Below are 21226 nucleotides of genomic sequence, written 5' to 3'. Positions count from 1 at the left end.
GTACAAGTGCGAAAAAGCTAACGTAAAGCAGAATCCGGAGAAACCTTGATGGGGCGTTTAACTAAGTCAGCTTGTGGAATGATAGTCTGGCTATGGAGCTTATCAGCCTTTTGCGCCACCTCAATCACGAGCAGGCCGGTGAGTGGTTAACCGATCAACTGGCACTGTCAGACAGCCTCAATGTGAGTTTTACTAAAACCAAAATTAGCTTTAAGGGCTGTAGCCAACGGGAATATCGTCTGGCCTTCGTGCAGGAAGTCACCTCTGGAATGGAACTTGAAGCAGTAATTCATTATGAAGAAGGGAAGCTGGACTTTGGCTTAACCGACCAAAAAGTGAGTTCTCAGGCTTACGAGATGATATCCTGGTGGCAGATGCACAATTACCGGCTGGGCCTAGGCAAAAAGGTGGTGGCTCGCCATGATATCGTATCTCCGCTGGCTACAGGATTTACCCTGCCTAAAAGTGAGGCTGTGGCAGTATACATAGAGCTTCCCGGGTTGTTTGAAGCTCACACAGTGGCTTTTGCCGCCATTCAGGAATCCTGGACAGCGCAGGAAGATATGTCGCTTCCCTGGCGTACCAGCAGAGACAACCAGTTAAACGTAAATTATACAATCGCGTTCTAAACTCACGTTGGTGGTAGCACAATCGGCACTAACGTGGAAATTACAGTAATTCGCCTCTCTGAGCTGATCTCACATCAAGGCGGGTTACTTATTGTTCAATAACTATTCGTGACTTACCCTCGCCACATTCTTTATCAAGTCTTGCGTTTCTAAAGCTTAAAACGCGAAACCTGACTGGCAAGCTCAGAAGCCAGATTATCCAATTGTTCACTTACTCTCACCAACTGTGATGCGGTTTCTAAATTATCATTACTGCTGGTACTGATATCATTGATGTTAACGTTGATATTTTCTACTACAACGGTTTGTTCTTCCGTGGCTGTGGCAACTTGGGTGTTGATGTCATTAATTTCATTGATACCAGCAATGATTGATTGGAGCACCTTATCAATTTCATTGGTAGCGGTAACCACGGCTTCTGTCTGAGCTTGGCTTGTTTGCATCTCAGCAACGGCTTGTCGCGAATCAAGTTGAAACTTATCAATTTTTTGCTGAATTTCGTCCGTCGCACTGGCTGCACGCTGGGCAAGAGCTCTCACTTCGTCAGCCACCACCGAAAAACCGCGGCCATGTTCTCCCGCTCTGGCCGCTTCAATGGCCGCATTCAGTGCCAGTAAGTTAGTTTGTTCAGAAATGCTGCGAATGGTGTCTAAAATACTACCTATGGCTGAAGTATGCTCATCCAACGCGCGAATAACATTGGCAACGTTAGTCACTTGATTAGCCAACTTTTTGATCAATTGAACTGCGTCTTTTGTTAACGTACGTCCCTGGTCGGAGGTGGTGCTAGATTCATTTGCGTGGCTGGCGGCTGCCATGGCTGAGCGCGCAATTTCATTTACCGTAGTGCCCATCTCGGTCAGCGCTGCTGCAACTTGCATAGTATGATCACGTTGTACCTTACTAATTTCCTCAGTTACGCGGGATTTGTCGGCCACATTTGATGCTGATTCTCTTAGCCGATTACTGGTTGCCGCAACAGCGGAAATGGTGCTGTGTAAGCTGGCAATAAAATTGTTAAACCCTTCTACCAGACGACCCATTTCCTTTTGTTCCGGCACATTAATACGCAAAGTAAGATCGCCCTCACCGCGACCAAGATTTTGAAAAACATCCGCGAGCCGCTCAATGGGCCGAGTAATACTGCCAGCTAACCAAACACCAATAGTCGCAAACACCACAGCAATCAGTAGCGCCCATAACACCATCTGCGTCGTGGCTTTATCCAGCTCGTCATAGAGTTCCGCTTCCGGCACCTGCGCAACGACGTACCAGCCCGCACTTTTAACAAAGGTACTGGCGAAAAGCATTTCCTCGCCATTCACTGTTGCCGTTGCCAAATTGAAGTCATTTTTGTTCAGCAACATTGCTGCGGCATCAGAACCTGCAATATTGCCAATGTTTGCGCTGCCCAACAGCTCCGTTTTTGAATGGGCGATAACTGTACCGTTGCCGTCCACCATAAACACCAATCCGGTCGCAGCAATCTTTACCCGGTTAAGAATATCGACAAGTTCGTCTACCGACTTCGCCACTCCGGACATGCCTCTGCCGTTTACCTGCTGGTAATTGGCGAATAACCGATAACCCTGACCCTTTTCGTTATATAAGCTTAGCGAAATGGGTTCGCCACTCTCTTTGTAAGCGAAAAACCAGCCATCCGCGTTATCATTCTGGAGTGTTCTTAGAAATCCTTCCTGATTCCAGTATTTGTAGGTGAAGCGGTCAACATATGATGCCACTGTCAAATTATTAAAATTTACCAAATCTTCCAGATAGTTTACTAATCTGGCTTCGCCCGCTTGTTCTGCACCCGCCGCTGACCAGGCGTTGATGTCAGGATTAGTGGCAATACTTTGGGCCACAGTTTTCATCACGCTGACTTCTTTGTCTACGCGATTGGCCACCTGCTTTACCATATTTGGCAGTTGTGCATCTTGCACGCTGTTATGGAGTAGGTCCCTGGCAATCCATTGGCTAATCGTTCCCACCAGAATAGTTGAGGCCAACACGGCCACGATGAGAGCAATAATAAGTTTTTGCTTGATGCTGAATGCGCTAAAGAACATAACTTCTGACCACGTTCGGTATGTTAATTGGAATGTTTTGTAGTTAATACTAATCCGCAATAATTTGTGCTCTCTCAGCGCGAGAAAAGCCGCGCATCGCTGGCCGCACCTTGCTGGCCGCACCCGAAGGGAGATAGAGAAATCCATCCCTGCGTTATTTCGGTTTGAAAGGCCTCAGCATCGCTTCACCAATGGGACTTGATTAGCTGGATTTCTCTATCTCTGAGCTGGTCACATTAATGAGGATTAGTATAAGACGTTGCAGAAACTGCCTCAGCAACGTCAGGTTTTTATTATATAGCTTTTGCGGCGGGCCAGAGCACTAAGTTGTTTAATGACCGTACCCTTATTTTACGCTTCCGCTCTACTTTGCCACAATTAACGTGTGCGGGTAAAATGAAATTAGCTCGGTGATAAACTCGAACAAAATTCCCGCGTTGAAGAGCGGGAGTTTGCTGATCGGCTACCTATACTAAATCTTTAGGGCTGATCACACATCAATGAGGGCTAGTATTAATTTTCGTTGTTCTTTTCGGGAACGGGAAAGCCTCTGTCGCGCATGAGTGCATCAACTTTCGCGTCGCGCCCTCTAAACGCGCGATATGCTTCTGCTGGGTCCATAGCATTGCGCACGGAGAACAGGTATTTCACCAGACGCTGACTTAACTCTTTATCATAAAATCCACCCGGGGCTTCAGCAAAAGCTTCTGCTGCGTCAGCCGTAAGCACTTCTGCCCACATGTAGCCATAGTAAGCAGCTGCGTAGCCTTCACTGGAAAATACGTGACCGAACTGCGGGCTGCGATGGCGCATAACTACTTCTTCCGGCATATTCAGTTTTTCCAGTTGTTCACGTTCGAATGCATCGGGCTCAATCTTATCTGGATCTGTAGTGTGATATTTCAGATCCATGATAGCTGATGCCATATATTCAGTGGTTTTAAACCCTTCATTGAACGTGGAAGCTTTTTTGATTTTGTCTACCAGTTGTTGAGGAATGGGTTTGCCGGTTTGATAATGCACCAAAAACTGATTAATGACTTCATCGGTGGTAAGCCAGCGCTCAAGGAGCTGCGACTGGAATTCCGTGTAATCACGCACGCCGGAATGAGACGAGGGATATTTTACATCTGCGGAAAGAAAGTGCAGGGCATGGCCAAATTCGTGGAAATAGGTTTCTGCATCGTCCCAGGAAATAAGCGTTGGCTCGCCATCTGCCCCTTTTACAAAGTTTGAGTTGTTGGAAGCTAAAACGGTTTCCCTGCCATCGAACGTGGTGTAAGAACGGTACGTTGTTGCCCAGGCTCCTGAGCGTTTTCCTTCGCGAGAAAACGGGTCGAGATACCAAAGGCCGATGTAGTCACCACTGTCTTTATCGGTGACTTCCCATACTTTTACATCCGGGTGAAACACGGGTACCTTGCCAGCCTCAACGGGGGCAAAGTGGAAGTTGAACAACCTGCCAGCAACGTAAAACATGGCTTCACGAAGTTTATCCAGTTGCAGATACTGTTTTACTTCGTTGGAGTCTAAATCGTATTTTGCTTTTCGCACTTTTTCGGCGTAGTAGCGGTAGTCCCACGGCTTAATGGTAATATCTGCGCCTTCTTTATCGGCAATTGCCTGCATATCAGCGACTTCTTCCTCTACCCGCGCAATTGCCGCCGGCCACACTTTCATCATCAGATCCATGGCGTTTTCCGGTGTTTTTGCCATACGATCTTCTAAGCGCCACAGAGCGTAATTGTCGTAGCCCATCAGCGCAACACGCTCATCTCTTAGCTTAAGAATTTTTTTGATGATTTCATTATTATCCTGAGCATCGCCGTTATCGCCGCGGTTGTAATAAGTGCGCCAGACTTTCTCACGCAGGTCACGATTGGTTGAATACGTCAGGAAAGGATCCATAGACGAGCGGGTATTGGTAATGGCATATTTACCTTCTTCACCGCGAGATTTAGCAGCTGCAGCGGCTGCTTTAACAAAAGTATCTGGCAAACCTTCGAGATCATCTTTAGTGATATAGGTGACATAACCTTCTTCATCTGCCAAAACATTATTGGAAAAGGTGGTGTATAAGGTGGCAAGTTCCTGATCAATCTCGGCATATCGCGCCTTCGCATCACCTTCAAGTGAAGCGCCATTGTGGGCAAAATTGTTGTAAGTTAACCAGGTAATTCGCTGTTCTTCTTCTGATAATGAATCTAGCTCGTCACTTTCGTAAACCGCTTTTACTCGTTCAAAAAGCTTTTTGTTCTGAATGATTTTTGAGGAAAACGCCGATAATTTGGGAGACATTTCAGCTTGAATCTCCCGAAATTCCGGACTCGACATATTCGATCTCCAAATGCCGTAATAGGTATAAACCCGGTCAAGTGCTTTACCTGCGCGCTCCATGGCAACAATTGTGTTGGCAAAGGTAGCGGGCTGTGCATTATTGGCTATGGCGTCGATTTCTTGTAAATTCAGCGCCATTGCTTTTTCCAGCGCCGGTTTAACATCTTGTAAATTCATTTTGTCGAACGCCGGCACGCCCCCGTACGGACCTTCGAAGGGTTGCAACAGTACGTTATCGAATTGCTCATGCTGGGCGGCGCTAGACTTGTCATGCGTGGCGGTTGGTGCGTGTTCTGCCTTTTGGTCTGAACAGGCGCCCAGTGCAAAAACTACGGCTATGGTGGTAAGTGATGCTGTAAACTTTCTCATGAAGTTTTCCTGTCTCATTACATAAATGGTCATACTAGAGGATACAGTTGGAAAATAATACGGCTGAGCTCAAAACGAGAAATCAGTGCCCTTTTAGAAGGACAGTAACCGACTGAAATACCCGGTAAAATCTGCCATAGCATCAGTGGAATTTTTTTGTTGAAAAACTATTGAATAACAGGGCGTTCAACCGCTACACTCCGCGCCTTTAATCATCTATAGCTATAGCGCAAATTTTCATGTTGGAACTGTTTTTACATAGCGCCCCCGTATTACTGGCGATAGCTTCTTTCTGGTCTAATACTGAGCGTAAATTGTTGATGCTAAATCTGGGTTTATGCATCACGATCACACTGTTGTTGGCGTTTCAGCAGGCATGGGGCGGCGTATTAGTGATGAGTGTAGCGGGAGCCAGTACCAGCTATAGAATTATTAGTGGCAAACTGCTGAGGCAGCGCCTGACGCTGCTGCTGATTATGCTGATGGCATCAATGATTGGTATCGTAAACAGTATGACTGGCAAAACCGGATGGATTGAGATATTGCCGCTCTTTACGTTTATCTTTTACCGCTTTGGTGAGTTGCGATGCAAGGAAGCGGGACTGCGTTTGTGCATGATTTCCGGCTCACTTATTTTCACTGGCTATGCCGTGATCACTCACACCTGGGGTGTGGCGATAACAGAAATGCTGTTTGCTTTATCGAACGGCTACTATTTTTATCGGATAAAGCGACGCGCTTTACCCGCCGCCCTATAAAATATCAGGCAAACACCACTGTTTTATTGCGGTGAATAATGACGCGGTCTTCCAGGTGATAGCGCACGCCATGAGCAAGCGCTGTCACTTCGCAGTCTTTTCCCTTGCGAACCATATCCGCTGCACTATCACTGTGGCTGATGCGTTTAACCGCTTGTTCAATAATCGGCCCTTCATCTAAGTCTTTAGTAACATAATGGCAGGTTGCGCCGATAAGCTTTACGCCCCTGTCATAGGCTTGCTGATAAGGCCTGGCACCCGCAAAAGAAGGCAAGAAGCTGTGGTGGATATTAATTGCTTTGCCCTGTAACTTATTGCATAGGTTGTCGGGCAAAATTTGCATAAATCGGGCTAATACGGTGAGGTCAATCTGATATTCATCCAGCAGTGTGCCAATCTTATCAAACGCCTTTTGCTTCCCTAGCGCGTTAAAATCAATCCAATAAAATGGCACTTCATACCAGTCAGCAAACTGTTTCATTTGCGGATGATTCGAAATAATGCAGGGAATATCGCAATTCAGTTCTTTAGTGTGCCAGCGGTGCAGTAAATCCACTAAGCAGTGAGAATCTATGCTGCCTAATAAAGCCACCCGTGGTTTTTGGCGCGAGTCAGACAATTTCCACTGCATCTGGTATTCCTGGGCAAGCGGCGTGAATTCCTGCACAAAGCTAGCGTAATCCAGCTTTATAGAATCAGCGCCAATTTCGTGGCGCATAAAAAATCGGCCGGTTTGCAAATCAGTGTGATGATTGGCTTCAACAATGGTGGCCCCATGGTCAGCCAAAAAACGTGAAACACTGGCCACAAGCCCAATCTGATCAGGGCAGTCGATAACTAAACGATAGGTTTGCTGCATGATATTTTCATTATTCCAAATGCGATGCCACTGTTTTACCCAGCCTTACGGGTTGTGTAAAGTGCAGAAAAAGTATAAGTCATATTAAGCCGCGCTTTAGCTGCTCGCGGATAGACAGAAGAGATTGAAGTTGCCAGCTTTGACGAACGGGGTAGACCACGCCCGAAGGTGTGGAGACAGATTCAAATAAATGAAAATGGTTAAAGCTACAGGTGACTGAGGGCGGTAACAGTGGTGCAGGGACGGCCGCTGTGACTTTGCGTACCAGTGTGACGTGGGGAAGGTATTCGCGATTGTCCAAGGCAATGCCAACACGGCGCGAGACCTGACGGATCTGTTTGGCCAACAGCGTTAATTCTTCTGGCACTTTAGTTGGGGCGGCAAACATAATTTTTGGCCCTCCCCACATGCCGGTAGAATCCAGACACAATGTTAAAGGCGGAGCCGAGATATCATCAAGAGCCTGAATGAGCGCTTCATGCTGCCGCGGGGTGACGTCGCCCAGAAAGGCCAGAGTAATATGGTAATTGGCTGCAGGAACCGCAACAGGTGTAGCAGCGGTTGATGCTCCAAAACGTTTTTTTACAGGTTTTTTTCCTGCTGGCTCGCGAGGAGAGATCTCCGGCAGTGCTTGTTGTCGCCAACTTTCCAGTGATAGCTTTTCCTTTGGGGCTAAGTCTAACCCAATAAAGCAACGCATTATCTTTTTCCTCTTTTACTCGTAGTATAACAGTGGATCGAAGCGCATATTCGTGGCGGGTAAGTAATGTTAATCCGCGCTGAGAGAGCACACATTATCGCCGATTAGTATAAAATGCCTGATATTTCCTCAATCTTCTGTAGAGCCTAATCATCCGACTGTATGAATACAAGCCACGTTAAGTTACCTGCCCAAGCCATAGTGGCACCGCTTTGCGGTGTAATTGACCACCGTAATGTTATTGTAGGAGCACCGCCGGGCGCAGGAAAGTCTACGTTATTGCCGATGGCGTTATTGTCGCATTTTCCCGCCGGGCGCATTGTTATGCTTCAGCCTCGTCGGGTGGTGGTGAGAAGTCTGGCTACCTTTTTAGCCTCCCAACTGGGTGAGCCGGTGGGGCAAACGGTGGGCTACCGTATACGCGGTGAAAGCAAGATTAGTCAGCAAACCCGACTTGAAATTATTACTGAAGGCGTTCTGACCAGAATGATTCAGCAAGACCCGGAGCTTTCCGGCGTTACGGTAATTATGTTTGATGAATTTCACGAGCGAAGCCTGCACAGCGATTTCGGTTTAGCATTGGCAATTGAGGTGCAGCAAGGGATACGCGACGATCTCCGTCTGGTTATTATGTCTGCTACGCTTGATGTGACAGCGCTACAGATGCTGCTACCAGATGCCGATGTGCTAACCAGCGAAGGGCGTATGTATCCGGTGCAGGAAAAATACGCCGGTCAAGGAGAAGCACGCACACTGCGGGATCGTATCGTCGCCCTGGTGCGCGATGTGATACACGATCAGGCGGGAGACATTTTAGTTTTTTTACCAGGAGCGGGAATCATCCGCGCTGTAGAGCAGCAGTTGGTTCAGCATGCGAATAACGGCGAAGTTATAGTTCATACTCTTTTCGGCGCGATGGAAAAGCGAGCGCAGGACGCCGCTTTACAGCCGGACCCGCAAGGCAGGCAAAAAGTGATATTGGCGACCAATATTGCCGAGACCAGTCTTACTATTGAGGGGGTAACGGTAGTCATTGATAGCGGCTTGGAAAATGTCGCCAGTTTTCATCCCGGCAGTGGCTTCACGCAGCTTAGCCAGCAACTGATTTCACAAGCATCCGCTACACAGCGAAAAGGACGTGCGGGGCGCCTCGGCCCCGGCGTTTGTTACAGACTCTGGGCACAGGAATATCAAAGTCGTTTGGCGCCACACTCGGTGCCGCAAATTCTACGGGAAGATGTGTCGTCGTTACTCTTAGAAGCATTAAACTGGGGAACTCAGCTTTCTGAGCTGGCGCTGCTGGATCAGCCGTCCCCTGCGCAACTGGATGCCGCGGTACAGCAACTTGAAGCTATCGGCGCACTGGATCCTCAACGCGGTATTACAGGCTATGGGCGAAAACTGGCTGAGTACCCCTGCCACCCTAAAATTGCTCACATGCTTATTCATAGCCACCACTGGGCGGTGCGACTTGAGCGCAAATTTCTGACGCAAGCTGCCGCAGTCATTGCCGCACTGGCGGAAGAATTGGGCGGCAACCACGGTTCACTTACTATTTCGGATTACATACAAGCGTTAGACGCCAGTGCAGTTTCACGGCTGACAGAACAGGCTCGACGATATCATCGTCTAAACGATCCCTCTGGACCAGAAGTTCATGTTAAGGCTTTGCCTTCGGAAGATCTCGCTTTGTGTATTGCATTGGCGTATCCAGAGCGAATTGCTAAAGCGCGCAGTAACGGTCAGTACCAGCTTGCCGGTGGAAAAGGGGCGGTATTACCCGCCGAAAAGACAATTTCAGCACCGTGGCTGGTGGTTTTGCACGGTCAGCAGTTGGGCGCAGACATAACCATGCGTTTGCTCGAACCTATTGCAGAAACCGTCTTACAATCGGTGTTTGCCGATGGATTTCGTTTTGTCGAGAAGGTAACGTTTAACGCCGAGAAAAAACAGATGGAGGCCCGGCGCGTCTATGGCTTCCACAAAATTCTGCTAAATAGTGAGCCAGTCGCACGCGTTCCTGATGCGGTGTGGATTAAAGCATGGCGGCATTATTTAGCGGAAGTTCCTATTGCAGAGCTCCCTGTAGACGATGAAGTCTGGCAATGGATGAACAGGCTGAGTCTGGCCCGTGCTTTACATCTTCCGCAACCTCAAGCTTATGATGCTCCACCGGAATGGCCTATGACGAAAAATCCTTTCACGTTATTGGAAAAAGACGTTGTAGACACTGCACTGGCAGCATGCCGTACGTTAAATGATATTAGAAAAATCAACTGGACTAAAAAGTTGCAGTTATCGTTACCCTGGTCTCAGCAACATGCGCTGGAAACCTTTTTACCAACAGTGTTTACTGCTCCTACCGGAAACCAACGTCACTTGGTTTATAAAAACGACGGCAGTGTAATGTTGTCAATAAAAATGCAGGAAATGTATGGTTTTAATACCAGCATTACAGTGGGCGAGGGCCGCAAAACGGTAACGGTGGAATTGCTGTCTCCTGCTGGGCGACCACTGCAGATGACTTCAGACTTAGGGGCTTTTTGGACAGGCAGCTATGTGGCTATACAAAAAGAGATGAAAGGTCGGTATCCGAAACACTACTGGCCCGACGATCCGACCACTGCCAGCCCCACCACTAAGACGAAAAAAGCAATGGATTGATTAATAACGCGATTTATTTTTAGTGAAACCCCCGGCAATAAAGTGACACATTAAATCTACTGATCACACTTTGCTGCCATTGGCATAGATCCTCAAGACATGCTTATATAAGTGAGTTGTATAAAACTTACACAAAGTCAAATGAGGGAGAAGACATGAGCAGAGTTGCATTGGTCACCGGTGGAACACGCGGTATTGGCGAAGCCGTCAGTCTGGCATTGCAGGAACAGGGCTACACGGTTGTGGCTAATTATGGTGGGAACGATGAAGTTGCAAAGGCTTTTACAGAAAGAACAGGCATTCCATCTTTTAAGTTCGACGTGTCAAATTTTGAGAAAACCAAAGCGGCAATGGATCAAATTGAAAATGATTATGGCCCAATCGATATTCTCGTCAACAATGCAGGGATCACGCGCGACGGTACCATGCACAAAATGAGCTTCGAGCAGTGGGATGCGGTGATACAAACCAATCTGGCATCCTGTTTTAACACTTGTCGGTGTGTAATTGACGGTATGCGCCAGCGCGGCTTTGGGCGTATTGTTAACATTGGTTCTGTTAACGGTCAGGCGGGGCAATACGGCCAGGTAAATTACGCTGCAGCGAAGTCAGGAATTCATGGTTTTACAAAAGCCCTGGCGTTGGAAGGGGCATCTAAAGATGTGACGGTGAACGCTATTGCACCAGGTTATGTCGATACTGATATGGTAAGAGCGGTTCCTGAAGAAGTATTGAAGAAAATTATTGCGACTATTCCGGTAGGGCGATTAGGAAAGCCAGAGGATATCGCCCGTAGCGTGTTGTTCCTCATTCGAGACGACGCGGGTTTTATTACCGGTTCCACGCTTTCTATTAATGGCGGTCAGCATATGTACTGACCGCCACGTGCAGCAGACAGTTAACTGGTGCTGTCTGCTGCCGGCGTCACGCCCATTGCTCTCATCACATCCAGACCAGGAAAGCCATCGGCAATCATATCATTCTTAATTTGATATTCTCTGATCCCCACGCGCGTGGCAGGACCGATAATGCCGTCGGGTTTACCCACGTCAAAACCCTTCTCATTTAGTGTTTTCTGCAAACGTATAATGTCATCCCGGCTATAGGCGGGAAGTTCGGGAAGCGACGCCATCAAACCAGATTCGCCCGCGATTCGATCTGCCAGTTTGCCTACCGCGATGGCGTAAAATTCAGAATTATTCCAGCGCATAATCACGCGGAAGTTTTTATATGCCATAAAAGCAGGGCCTTTATGACCGGCTGGCACCACCACGTAGCCTTCCGTTTCACCTTCGCCAAGAGGGCTGCCATCTGCTTTGGTAATACCCAATTTATTCCACTGCGAAAGGCTGCGCTGTTGTTTATAACCCGTCAGCCGATAATCAAAATCTTCTGGTAAAGTAATTTCACGACCCCAGCGAAAACCTGGCTGCCACCCAAGCTGAGAAAGAAAGTTTGCAGCAGAAGACAATGCATCTTCTTCACTGTCCCATAAGTTAATTTTGCCGTCGCCGTCACCATCAATGGCGTAACGGCTATAAGCCGAGGGCATAAATTGCGTATGCCCCATCGCCCCGGCCCATGAACCTACCATGTTGGCAGGCTCCAGCGCTTCCCGTTCAAGAAGAGCAATGGCAACCATCAGTTCCTGCGTAAAATAATTGCTTCTTCTCTCGTCGCAAGCAAGGGTGGTAAGGGAATCCAGCACCGGCATGGTGCCTTTATAGGTGCCGAAATTTGTCTCGAGCCCCCAGAAAGCAACGAGATAATGTGGCGGAACGCCATACTTATCGTTTAGTTGCTGCAACAGTTGCCGATGCTTTTCATACATCTCGTGGCCTTTGTTGATGCGCCACGGGGTTACCCGTTTGCTATAATACCCAGGAAAGGTCTGCACAAACTCGGGCTGGCTTCTATCCAGCTCAATGACCCGAGGCTGGAAGCTAATTTCGTCAAACACCTGCTTTGCGAGTTCGGCATCAACACCTTGCGACACTGCTTTTTCGGCAAGTGCGGTTTTACATTCATTAAAATTACTGGCGGCATGGGCTGAAGAAATCGCTGTCAAAAGCGACAGAATAGAAATGCGCAGCCCACACGATAATGTGCGTTTCATAACATCCACCTTTGCTGGTTAGATCACCATGCTACCTCAAGTGGCGGTATGTTAGCGAGGAGAAATCTGTCCAAGCGACAAGGTCTTTAACTACGCGTATTTGTGAATAAAATCCGTTATAAGAGGACGAATATGCCTTCTGAACTTGGAACCACTAAAAATTCCATAGTGACCGGCGCCTTGCTGAATGTGATGACGACGCATAGATTTGGGAATGTTTTTGCAGATATCCTGAGCTGCTTCAGTCTGGCCTAAACCGCAGATATCATCATCTGCACCTTCCACCGTCAATAAGGCAGTGTTATCGATGGCTTCAAAGTTTACCGGTTCGCCCTTGTAAGTAATGGCCCCACGAGCAATCTCATTATTTTTGAAAACTCGCTCAATGGTTTCAAGATAAAATTCGGCTGGCATATCGAGTACCGCCATGTATTCATCATAAAACGCGCGAAAACGATCGGCATCTTCTTCTTCACCAAACACGAGGTTTTGGAAAAAGCTCATATATTTTTGCATATGGCCCTGATGATTCATGCTGATAAAACCGCCCAGTTGCATAAAGCCGGGATATACCCGTCGCCCTTCACCGGGGTAGCCATACGGAACCTTCATAATAGCCACGTTTCTGAACCAGGACATAGAGCGTTCTTCCGCAAATTCATTGACTCGCGTTGGATTTTTACTGGTATCCAGAGGACCGGCCATCAACGTGAGTGATTTGGGTACGCACTTATTTTGTTTTTCTGCCATCACCGCTGTTGCAATAATGGCTTGCACGGTAGGTTGGCATATTGCAATCATATGCGTGCCGGGGCCCAAAAATTCCAGAAACTCGATGAGGTATTCTACGTAACAATCAAAGGTAAAAGGCCCTTCTGCTAAAGGAACTTCCCGGGCATCAGCCCAATCGGTCACATAAATCTCGTGATCCGGCAACAATGCTTCAACCGTGCCTTTTAATAACGTGGCAAAATGGCCTGATAACGGCGCGACCAACAAGACCTTATGGTCGTCTTTCACGCCCACACGGTTAAAGTGGATCAGGTCACAGAAAGGTTTACTAAATACTACATCTTCTTTTACGCGGCAGCGTTTGTTCTCTATTTTTATCTCGTCGATATTGAACCCCAGCTTTTCGTAGCGTTGTGTCAGCCGCATTGCAGTTTCCAGCGAAGCGCGGGTAAGGCGGCCGGGCAGAGTGTGGGAAAGAAGATTGGAAGGATGACTCGCAATGTCATTCATTAGGCTAAGTCCTTCATGCATAATATATGCACCGCGTGTCAGATACTCATAAGCCTGATAGTTCATTACGTCTCTCCTCAAAAGCTGACTGGGGTAAGACCTGGGTAGGAATTGTGGTATTAATTAGATACTAGCTGCAGACTGAGTTTTGGCAGCGAAATCCTGACCCATTCCTTTGAGCATTTCACCCGCTTTTTGCTGAGCTTCATTAAGAATCGTATAGCTGGATTTAGCTGTATCTGACATTGTTTCCTGCACACTTTCCATATAGGCTTTATTTGCTTGTGCCAGTGCAGTCACATCTCGCTGCTGAGAGATTTTCTCAAAATAAGACATTCCTTCGCTCATTAAAGAAGAGTACATTGAGCTTTGTTTTTCCACTAGCGTCTGCATTGTGTTTACATTCAGCGCGGCTAAATCGGTCATCGGTTTCATAGCGTTTTTCATTTGTTCATTCATTTGTTCAAACATGAGATATCTCCGTTATTTTAAATTAGTCTGTAGTTTTCGGCGTCGCTGGCTTCTTGGTGGCCGACGTGGTGTCACGCGACCGAGATGCTGCTTTCTTTGGCCCCGAAGACTGCGCGGCCTTTTCTGCCAGTTTCTTGGCTTCATCCGCAGCATTTTGTGTTGCAGCCTTTGTTGCCTCAGCCGTTTTGTCCGTGACTTCTTGCGCTGATTCAGCGGTATCTTTGGTTGCCTTTTGCGCCGCCTGAGCCACAGTTTTAGTGGTTTCTTCAGACGCTTTTTCGGCACTATTGACCATATCTGCCGTCTGTTCCACATTATCTTGGATATCAGATCTTACGGTAGATGCGTTGGTATCGAAGCTACTTTTCATAACGTCAACGACCTGCTCACGCATGTCGTTCAAAGCGGCAAACGTCTCTTTTGACGCGCTCGTGATGCGCTCTCTGAAAGATTCAGCGAACTCGGCATTAGCAGCTATCACGCCTTGCAGTTCTGTCTGCATAGTTACGCTTTCCATATACTTTACGCTGTCGCTCATCAGGCCGGTAAACAGCTCTGTCTGATGCAAAGAGAGCGTTTCAAGCGTCTTTGCGTTCACTTCAAAAAAAGTGTTTACAGGTTTAGAATTACTTTTCAGTTGTTCTGAAAACTTGTTAAACATATTTATCTCCCAACGAACCGTTATCCATTAAAGGAACAATCTAAATTGCTGCATCGCAGCATAGCGTTGAGTAAATAATAGACAATCGGCAGGGGAAGTCAAATGCTTTTGCTGCAAAGCAGCATAAAGGGTTAGAACAATAATTTATAAGCAGATGGTATTTCATGCTGCGGCGCAGCAAACCACGGCAGCACTATTTTTTGGATTTTTTCGCAGGGGACCAGGTTTCCATATTTTGCTCGACAATCTTGCTGAATATAGTAAAGGGATTGGAGTCCACCATGTTTTTCATCATGCCCTGCATCTTATCTTGCTGCGCAATAAAGTTTACCAGACTCTGTTCAAGATATTCACGCACATAAGGTTCCATATCGCTGTCATAAAACCGGATAAGTTGTTTTAGGAGCGTGTTGGTAAGTAGCGACTGATGCACGTTACTTTCCGATTCACTGATAATTTGCAGCAGCAGTGACTTGGTTATGTCTTCTTCAGATTTGGAGTCTATTACCTGGAAATCTTTGCGGTCATTGATCAGTGTCTTTATATAATCCAGATTTACGTACTGGCTACGGGATGTATCATAGAGTCGGCGGTTTGGGTACTTTTTGATAGTGATCATAACTGCGGCTCTGCATTGGGGAATTGGGTGAGAGTAGCGTAAAAGGGGAGAGGCAGGCAAGCGGATAGCGTAGCTCCCTATGAGAACCCGAAAGAAAGGCTACTTTACTAAATAGCGGTTTGTACGTGTGCTATACATAAAAAGGCAAAACGAGGAGATCATGATACCGTATTTTAAATGGTGTGTTCGGTATGACTCATACTTCGGAACAATTATTTAGGCATTTTAAAAAAATATTGAAGGATACTTTACTTAAGCGTCGTGTAAAAACGACACAATAAAGCCTCTGTGCGGCTGGATTTCAGGCTCGTAATCAGTAACCCGCTGTTAATTAGAGGTATTTGTGTGGTGGTATGATTTTGGCTTTAGCACTTAGGCTGGTTTACTTTTTAGCTAGCGCCCTTTTCCGGGGTCCCTAGATCTGACTTGGAGTCAATGATGAATAAATTCGCGAAAAATCTTCTCATGAGCGCCTTCGTTGCCGCCTGCGCTACTTCTTCTGCTTTTGCCGCTCAGGAAGGCGCTAACAATCAGGCTTCCGAAAGCCAGATGACTGAAAGCGCACCCCAGTCGCAAAACTTTGATGATGATACTTTGATGAAATTTACTGAGGCAATGCAGGCCGTAGGACAGGTTGCAAATAAATACGATGCCGAATTCAAGAAAGTAGAAAGTCCAGAAGAAGCAAAGAAAATTCAACAAGCTGCGCAAAGTGAAATGGTAGCAAAAATTGAAAAAACCGGTCTTTCTGTTCAAACGTACAGCACCATCGCTCAGCAAGTACAAGTTGACGAAAAGCTGCGTGACCGGGTTCTGAAAATGGCAAATATCGAAGAAAACAGTTAATTTTATTCAGGGCTGAGTTGCAGAATTTGTAGTGCAGTAGAAAAAATCTGCAATTGCTGTCCCAGTGTAGCCAAAAAATCTGACTTGCTTGTCACTGCTCAACATTTCACTTAGCTGATTAAGTTGGGTAGCTGGCGCAGCAGACCAAACAGGTTTATTAAGAGCAATACGCGGAAAGCAAATTCTAACAGGCTCTATAGTCGCTACCTAATGAAATAGAAGCAGAAAAGGAATTATTCCTTATCTGCTTTTTTTCGCCTTCTCTTTCTACTAAACCTCTGCCTGCGAGCTGATCACCCATTATTGCGGATTGGCAGTATTCTTTTTCTGGATTTCGCAGCTCTGGACCTGTGTCCTTACTATCAATGCGCATTACAGTTGGCGCCGCGCATAGCTTCCGGGGGCGGCTTCTATGACAGGAAAATCTTTATGTTTTCCCGGTTTTACTGCCGCAGTTTTTTGCTTGCCATGGGAAAGCAACCATTGATGCCAGTCTGGCCACCATGAACCCTCTTTTTTAGTAGCACCGTCAAACCATTCACTGGCAGTTGCTGGTAACTCTGCGTTTACCCAATGTGGATATTTTCCGCTTTCCGGGGGAGTAATTACCCCCGCGAGATGTCCGGAACCTCCTAAGACGAACCGCGTATCTCCTTTAACGAGTTGTGTACCTTTATAGGCGCCTTGCCACAACACGATATGGTCTGCCAGGGTGGAAAGGAAATAAACCGGCATATCAATATTTGCCAAATCGATAGGCACACCGTCTATTTGTATTCCACCAGGTTGTTTAAGCTTATCTTCCCAATATGTTGTCCGAATATACTGCTTAAAGCACGCTGCAGTTATATTAGTGGCATCGCTGTTCCAGAACAAAATGTCAAAAGGAGCCGGATCTTTCCCTTTTAGATAATTGTTGATGAAGTACGACCAAAACAGATTATTCTCTCTTAGCATACTAAAGCTCAGGCCCAAAATGCGGCCGTCGTAAATTCCTTTGAGTTCCGCATGTCGCTCCATAATCGGCAATGCTTCTTCGGTAAGATAATTACCCACTTCACCAGGCTCGCTAAAATCCAATAACGTGGTTAGAAGGGTCAGAGAGGCGATTCGCTCATCACCTTGAGCACGAAGATAGGCGGCCGTCATACCTAATAAAGTTCCGCCTACACAAAATCCAACCATATTCAGTTTGGATTGTTGGGTTATCTGGGTGACAACATCCATTGCCGCTAAAGGGCCTAGCCGCATATAACTGACAAAGTCATGTTTAGCCAAACTGGCATCAGGATTAATCCAGGAAATCATGAATACGCTGTGGCCCTGATCAAGCAGCCCGTTTACCACCGATTTATTCTCATCAAGATCCAGAATGTAATATTTATTGATAAACGGCGGGACAAACAAAATCGGCGTTGCGTAAGTCTTTACTTTTTTTGGCGCGTAATGAATCAGTTGCATCAACGGGTTCTGGTAAATTATTTCACCTTTCGTTGTTGCTAAATTTTCCCCCAGCGCAAAGGCAGACATATCAGTTTGCGTAATTTTAAACGCTTCAAGGGGGCTTTGTTCTAAATCATGCATGAAATTCTCAATGCCCTTGACCATATTCTGGCCTTTGGTTTTAAGAATTTCTTCACACACTTCGGGATTAGAAAGCAGATAATTCGTTGGTGAGACCGAATTGATATATTGGCGGGTATAAAATTTGACTTGCTCAGCCGATTTAGGATCTTTGAATTCCATGGATTCAATCATGCCTTGCAGCATTTTTGAATTAATCAGGTAAGCTTGTTTAAGATAACTGAACACAGGATTGTCCTGCCAGTCACTGTGAGAAAATCGCCTATCGTTACTTTCTTCGCTTACCACGGCGGCTGCTTTTTCTCCCAGCATTGCCTTCGTTGCTTGCTGCCACAGTTCAGTTTGTTGCCGCATGAAGTCCATCTGGTTCTGTATCAGCTTAGCGGAATTTACCTCAACCTTGCCCGCCAACATAGAATGGAGTTTTTCCGGATCAAACATTGCTTCGGTATCTGCACTGTCACTGCGGCGACTTAACACCTCCTGCACCATGGCATTAAACTGATGTGCGTATTTATTTAGCGTATCAAGAATATCATCTTCGTCTTGCTGTTTCACAAGACACCTCCACAGTTATTTTTTTGCAGTACCTGTTGAGGCTAATCCCTCGAACATTTTTTGATAGAACGAGAAAGCTTGCTGGCTACCATCAAGATACGGCTTTAGCATTGACATCATTGCGTCTGTGTTGCCGTTTTGCATCTGCTCTGAAAGTGTGGAAATGCTGGTTTCGTAAAGCTTGCTCATATCCGGCCATCCCATCAGTTCGCGGGCTTCTTTGGGTGATATATCAACGTCTACGGAAATTTTCATCGGTGTTTCCTCGCTGAAACGGGCATAGAAGAATTGGGTAATTACACTGGTAATTGTGCGCTTAAACCAGCAGAATTCACGCTGTGTTTTCCCATCATGGCATGATAAGTGGCTAAAAAACAAACGCAAGCGAAAAAAAAGCGCATTAGTTGGCTTGGGCTGTTCTTCAAACTGACGTTCGTCGGCATCGTGGTGCTCATTGGCTATATGATTTATCTTGATGCGCAGATCCAGCATACCTTCAACGGAAACAAATGGGAGGTTCCGGCCCAGATCTTCGCACGTCCCTTAACATTAAGTAAGCAGCAGGAAATTACACCTAAAGAAGTGCTGGAAGAATTACAACTGCTGGGTTATCGGAAGGTAAACCGCGCTGACAGTAGTGGTGAGTACACTTATCAAACCAACACGCTTACGGTAATGCGCAGGGCGTTTAATTTCGCTGACGGATTCGAACCTGTTCGAAAATTAAAAATTAATTGGCAAAGCTCAAAAATTGTCAGTATTGAAGATATCAATGCTCAGCAAAATGTAGGAACAGTAAGGCTGGAACCGTGGTTGGTGACACGGTTAGTCAGTAGCAGCCGCGAAGACCGGATGCTGGTGCAACTTGAAAACGTTCCAGAAATGTTACCCAACATGTTGACGTTGGTTGAAGACAAAAACTTCTATAGCCATTTTGGTGTTTCACCACTTTCTATCCTGCGCGCGCTGGTTGCCAATATTAAAGCAGGTAGAACCGTGCAAGGAGGCAGTACATTAACCCAGCAATTGGTGAAGAACCTCTATCTTTCACGGGAAAAGGCTATCACTCGCAAAATGAAAGAAGCGTTGATGGCAATAATCATTGACGCACGCTACAGCAAGTCGGAAATTCTGCAGGCTTATCTCAACGAAGTCTTTTTGGGTCAAAACGGTGATATGGCTGTACATGGCTTCGGGCTAGCGAGTTACTTCTATTTTGATCGGCCCGCAAATGAATTAAACGCGGCCGAAATGGCGACATTGGTGGCAATGATTAAAGGCCCTTCTTATTATAATCCCCGCAGCCATCCCGAGCGGGTGCTGGAACGCCGGAATCTGGTGTTGCGTGTGATGTTTGATGCCAACGAAATTGACAGGAATCAATACGAACAATACGTCAATATGCCATTAGGTTTAGCCTCCGGGGATAGTCTGGCAAGCGGCAAACATCCAGCTTTCATGGAGAAAGTGCGGCGAGAACTCACCGATATTCTTGCTGATCCCTCTTTGCGCGATTCCGGCGTAAAAGTTTTCACTACGTTGGATATTTACGCTCAGCGCCGGGCAGAAAAAGCAGTGCGTGAAACGCTAGAAGGTCTGCAGGCAGATCGCAGTGCGCAGCTAGAATCCGCCATGCTTGTTACCGATATTACCAGCGGCGAAATTCGCGCCATTGTGGGCGGCCGTAATACGGGTTACAAAGGTTTTAACCGGGCGCTAGATGCGCATCGGCAGGTGGGATCCTTGATAAAACCGGCGGTATATCTTACCGCTCTGGAAAATCCGGCAGAATTTAACTTAGCTTCACCGCTAGAAGATAAACCTATCACGTTAAAAAGCAAAGGCGGAAAACTGTGGTCGCCGCTCAATTCTAATAAAAAATTTCAGGGGCAGGTGCCGCTTATTACTGCACTGACAGAATCGCTTAATGTGCCAACTGTTAATCTCGGGATGCAAGTGGGTCTGGACAATGTGGCTGATACTATCAGCCGCCTTGGCGTTAGTACTACTGTGGATCGCGTGCCAGCGCTCACGTTAGGCGCTATGTCAATGGCGCCTGTGGAAATTAATCAGATGTACCAGACTATTTCTAATAACGGAAGGTACGTTCCGCTTCACACCGTGACCGCTGTAGTTTCGGCGAACAACCGTTTGCTCTGGCGACAGGCCGAATTTTATTCTCAGCGAGTAGATGAAGCCGCGACCTATTTATTAAATTACGCGCTATATAAGGTGACGATGGAAGGCACTGCGAAACGAGTTGGTAAAGCTTTTCCCAATATCAATATGGCAGGTAAAACCGGAACGACAGACGATTACAGAGATAGTTGGTTTACCGGCTTTGATCGCAATAACGTTATTACGGTGTGGGTGGGGAACGATAATAACGAACCTGTTAATCTTACTGGTGCCGGGGGGGCGTTGCCTGTTTACGTTAATTATCAGAAGTTGCAACAACCAAAATCGTTATCGCGACGTTTTCCCCAAGGCTTGGGGATAGCTCATTTTGATGCCGCCACAGGTGCGGTCAGCATCCCGGGTTGTCCTAATAGTATGAGTGTGCCTGCTATACTGGATGTATTGCCGCCCCCCAGCCAGGATTGTGCCGGCAAGCCAGTGCAGGCTCCTGAAGAGGAAAAGGGATGGTGGGAGCGCTTATTTGGTTCTTAAAGCAACAAAAAAAGCCCCGGAAAATCAGAACAACGCCAGGAAAATAGCTGTAATTAATACTAATCCCCCTTGAT

The 21226-nt window shown here is 46.7% G+C and carries 17 protein-coding genes; 6 read left to right on the top strand and 11 right to left on the bottom strand.

The features are described from left to right. The first annotated feature begins 92 nt into the window (after nt 1-92). Nucleotides 93-629, top strand: coding sequence for a hypothetical protein (locus CA267_RS07390; RefSeq protein WP_075608079.1), 537 nt, complete (start codon nt 93-95; stop codon nt 627-629). Between the two features lie 149 nt (nt 630-778). Here CA267_RS07390 and CA267_RS07385 read toward each other — a convergent pair whose 3' ends face one another. Both CA267_RS07385 and CA267_RS07380 read right to left on the bottom strand, forming a co-directional pair. After that, entirely contained in the window at nt 779-2698 is a 1920-nt protein-coding gene (locus CA267_RS07385; protein WP_075608080.1) for a methyl-accepting chemotaxis protein, read from the bottom strand. A gap of 513 nt (nt 2699-3211) precedes the next feature. Then, nucleotides 3212-5404, bottom strand: a complete 2193-nt coding sequence (locus tag CA267_RS07380) for a M3 family metallopeptidase (protein ID WP_075608081.1) — start codon at nt 5402-5404, stop codon at nt 3212-3214. Between the two features lie 239 nt (nt 5405-5643). Between CA267_RS07380 and CA267_RS07375 the strand changes: the two genes are divergently transcribed. Beyond that, complete coding sequence (locus CA267_RS07375) at nt 5644-6162, top strand: YgjV family protein (RefSeq protein WP_075608082.1); 519 nt, start codon at nt 5644-5646, stop codon at nt 6160-6162. Between the two features lie 4 nt (nt 6163-6166). On the opposite strand, the gene purU is transcribed toward CA267_RS07375, so the two are convergent. Together purU and thpR are read right to left on the bottom strand one after the other, a co-directional pair. Then, nucleotides 6167-7021: a formyltetrahydrofolate deformylase gene (gene purU / locus CA267_RS07370; RefSeq protein ID WP_075608083.1), complete on the bottom strand. Its 855-nt coding sequence runs from the start codon at nt 7019-7021 to the stop codon at nt 6167-6169. 79 nt (nt 7022-7100) lie between these two features. After that, entirely contained in the window at nt 7101-7721 is a 621-nt protein-coding gene (thpR, locus tag CA267_RS07365) for an RNA 2',3'-cyclic phosphodiesterase (RefSeq protein WP_075608084.1), read from the bottom strand. 162 nt (nt 7722-7883) lie between these two features. On the opposite strand from thpR, the gene hrpB reads away from it, so the two are divergent. Further along, nucleotides 7884-10385, top strand: coding sequence for an ATP-dependent helicase HrpB (gene hrpB / locus CA267_RS07360; protein ID WP_075608085.1), 2502 nt, complete (start codon nt 7884-7886; stop codon nt 10383-10385). A gap of 155 nt (nt 10386-10540) precedes the next feature. Then, nucleotides 10541-11263, top strand: coding sequence for an acetoacetyl-CoA reductase (gene phbB, locus CA267_RS07355; protein ID WP_075608086.1), 723 nt, complete (start codon nt 10541-10543; stop codon nt 11261-11263). Nucleotides 11264-11283: 20 nt separating this feature from the next. Here phbB and CA267_RS07350 read toward each other — a convergent pair whose 3' ends face one another. The 5 genes from CA267_RS07350 to phaR all read right to left on the bottom strand — a co-directional run bounded on the left by CA267_RS07350 (nt 11284) and on the right by phaR (nt 15494). Next, nucleotides 11284-12501 carry a lytic murein transglycosylase gene (locus CA267_RS07350; protein WP_075608087.1) on the bottom strand — a complete coding sequence of 406 codons (1218 nt, stop codon included), beginning with the start codon at nt 12499-12501 and terminating at the stop codon, nt 11284-11286. A 90-nt stretch (nt 12502-12591) separates the two neighbouring features. Beyond that, nucleotides 12592-13809 carry a polyhydroxyalkanoate depolymerase gene (locus CA267_RS07345; protein WP_075608088.1) on the bottom strand — a complete coding sequence of 406 codons (1218 nt, stop codon included), beginning with the start codon at nt 13807-13809 and terminating at the stop codon, nt 12592-12594. Nucleotides 13810-13866: 57 nt separating this feature from the next. Then, nucleotides 13867-14214, bottom strand: a complete 348-nt coding sequence (locus CA267_RS07340; protein ID WP_075608089.1) for a phasin family protein — start codon at nt 14212-14214, stop codon at nt 13867-13869. A 22-nt stretch (nt 14215-14236) separates the two neighbouring features. Further along, nucleotides 14237-14875 (bottom strand): phasin family protein, encoded by a 639-nt coding sequence (locus CA267_RS07335; RefSeq protein ID WP_075608090.1) that lies wholly within the window; start codon nt 14873-14875, stop codon nt 14237-14239. Between the two features lie 193 nt (nt 14876-15068). Then, nucleotides 15069-15494: a polyhydroxyalkanoate synthesis repressor PhaR gene (gene phaR / locus CA267_RS07330; RefSeq protein WP_075608091.1), complete on the bottom strand. Its 426-nt coding sequence runs from the start codon at nt 15492-15494 to the stop codon at nt 15069-15071. Nucleotides 15495-15929: 435 nt separating this feature from the next. Between phaR and CA267_RS07325 the strand changes: the two genes are divergently transcribed. After that, a complete protein-coding gene (locus tag CA267_RS07325; protein ID WP_083638279.1) occupies nt 15930-16340 on the top strand; it encodes a DUF4168 domain-containing protein in 411 nt (136 codons plus the stop codon). Nucleotides 16341-16712: 372 nt separating this feature from the next. Here the strand turns inward: CA267_RS07325 and CA267_RS07320 are convergent, their stop codons facing one another. Further along, complete coding sequence (locus CA267_RS07320) at nt 16713-18482, bottom strand: PHA/PHB synthase family protein (protein WP_075608094.1); 1770 nt, start codon at nt 18480-18482, stop codon at nt 16713-16715. Between the two features lie 15 nt (nt 18483-18497). Beyond that, nucleotides 18498-18737, bottom strand: coding sequence for a DUF6489 family protein (locus CA267_RS07315; RefSeq protein WP_075608095.1), 240 nt, complete (start codon nt 18735-18737; stop codon nt 18498-18500). 144 nt (nt 18738-18881) lie between these two features. Here CA267_RS07315 and mrcB point away from each other — a divergent pair, with 144 nt between their 5' ends. Further along, nucleotides 18882-21152, top strand: coding sequence for a penicillin-binding protein 1B (gene mrcB, locus CA267_RS07310; RefSeq protein ID WP_408609418.1), 2271 nt, complete (start codon nt 18882-18884; stop codon nt 21150-21152). The last annotated feature ends 74 nt before the right edge of the window (nt 21153-21226 follow it).

It is taken from the genome of Alteromonas pelagimontana, assembly GCF_002499975.2.
Taxonomy (GTDB): domain Bacteria; phylum Pseudomonadota; class Gammaproteobacteria; order Enterobacterales; family Alteromonadaceae; genus Alteromonas; species Alteromonas pelagimontana.
Note: the sequence above shows the minus strand (reverse complement) of the source record. Positions and strands in the feature narration are given on the sequence as shown.

Bases quoted from the DNA above. Each gene is read 5' to 3' on its own strand.
- CA267_RS07390 (WP_075608079.1), top strand. From the start codon at position 93: ATGGAGCTTATCAGCCTTTTGCGCCACCTCAATCACGAGCAGGCCGGT.
- CA267_RS07385 (WP_075608080.1), bottom strand. From the start codon at position 2,698: ATGTTCTTTAGCGCATTCAGCATCAAGCAAAAACTTATTATTGCTCTC.
- CA267_RS07380 (WP_075608081.1), bottom strand. From the start codon at position 5,404: ATGAGAAAGTTTACAGCATCACTTACCACCATAGCCGTAGTTTTTGCA.
- CA267_RS07375 (WP_075608082.1), top strand. From the start codon at position 5,644: ATGTTGGAACTGTTTTTACATAGCGCCCCCGTATTACTGGCGATAGCT.
- purU (WP_075608083.1), bottom strand. From the start codon at position 7,021: ATGCAGCAAACCTATCGTTTAGTTATCGACTGCCCTGATCAGATTGGG.
- thpR (WP_075608084.1), bottom strand. From the start codon at position 7,721: ATGCGTTGCTTTATTGGGTTAGACTTAGCCCCAAAGGAAAAGCTATCA.
- hrpB (WP_075608085.1), top strand. From the start codon at position 7,884: ATGAATACAAGCCACGTTAAGTTACCTGCCCAAGCCATAGTGGCACCG.
- phbB (WP_075608086.1), top strand. From the start codon at position 10,541: ATGAGCAGAGTTGCATTGGTCACCGGTGGAACACGCGGTATTGGCGAA.
- CA267_RS07350 (WP_075608087.1), bottom strand. From the start codon at position 12,501: ATGAAACGCACATTATCGTGTGGGCTGCGCATTTCTATTCTGTCGCTT.
- CA267_RS07345 (WP_075608088.1), bottom strand. From the start codon at position 13,809: ATGAACTATCAGGCTTATGAGTATCTGACACGCGGTGCATATATTATG.
- CA267_RS07340 (WP_075608089.1), bottom strand. From the start codon at position 14,214: ATGTTTGAACAAATGAATGAACAAATGAAAAACGCTATGAAACCGATG.
- CA267_RS07335 (WP_075608090.1), bottom strand. From the start codon at position 14,875: ATGTTTAACAAGTTTTCAGAACAACTGAAAAGTAATTCTAAACCTGTA.
- phaR (WP_075608091.1), bottom strand. From the start codon at position 15,494: ATGATCACTATCAAAAAGTACCCAAACCGCCGACTCTATGATACATCC.
- CA267_RS07325 (WP_083638279.1), top strand. From the start codon at position 15,930: ATGATGAATAAATTCGCGAAAAATCTTCTCATGAGCGCCTTCGTTGCC.
- CA267_RS07315 (WP_075608095.1), bottom strand. From the start codon at position 18,737: ATGAAAATTTCCGTAGACGTTGATATATCACCCAAAGAAGCCCGCGAA.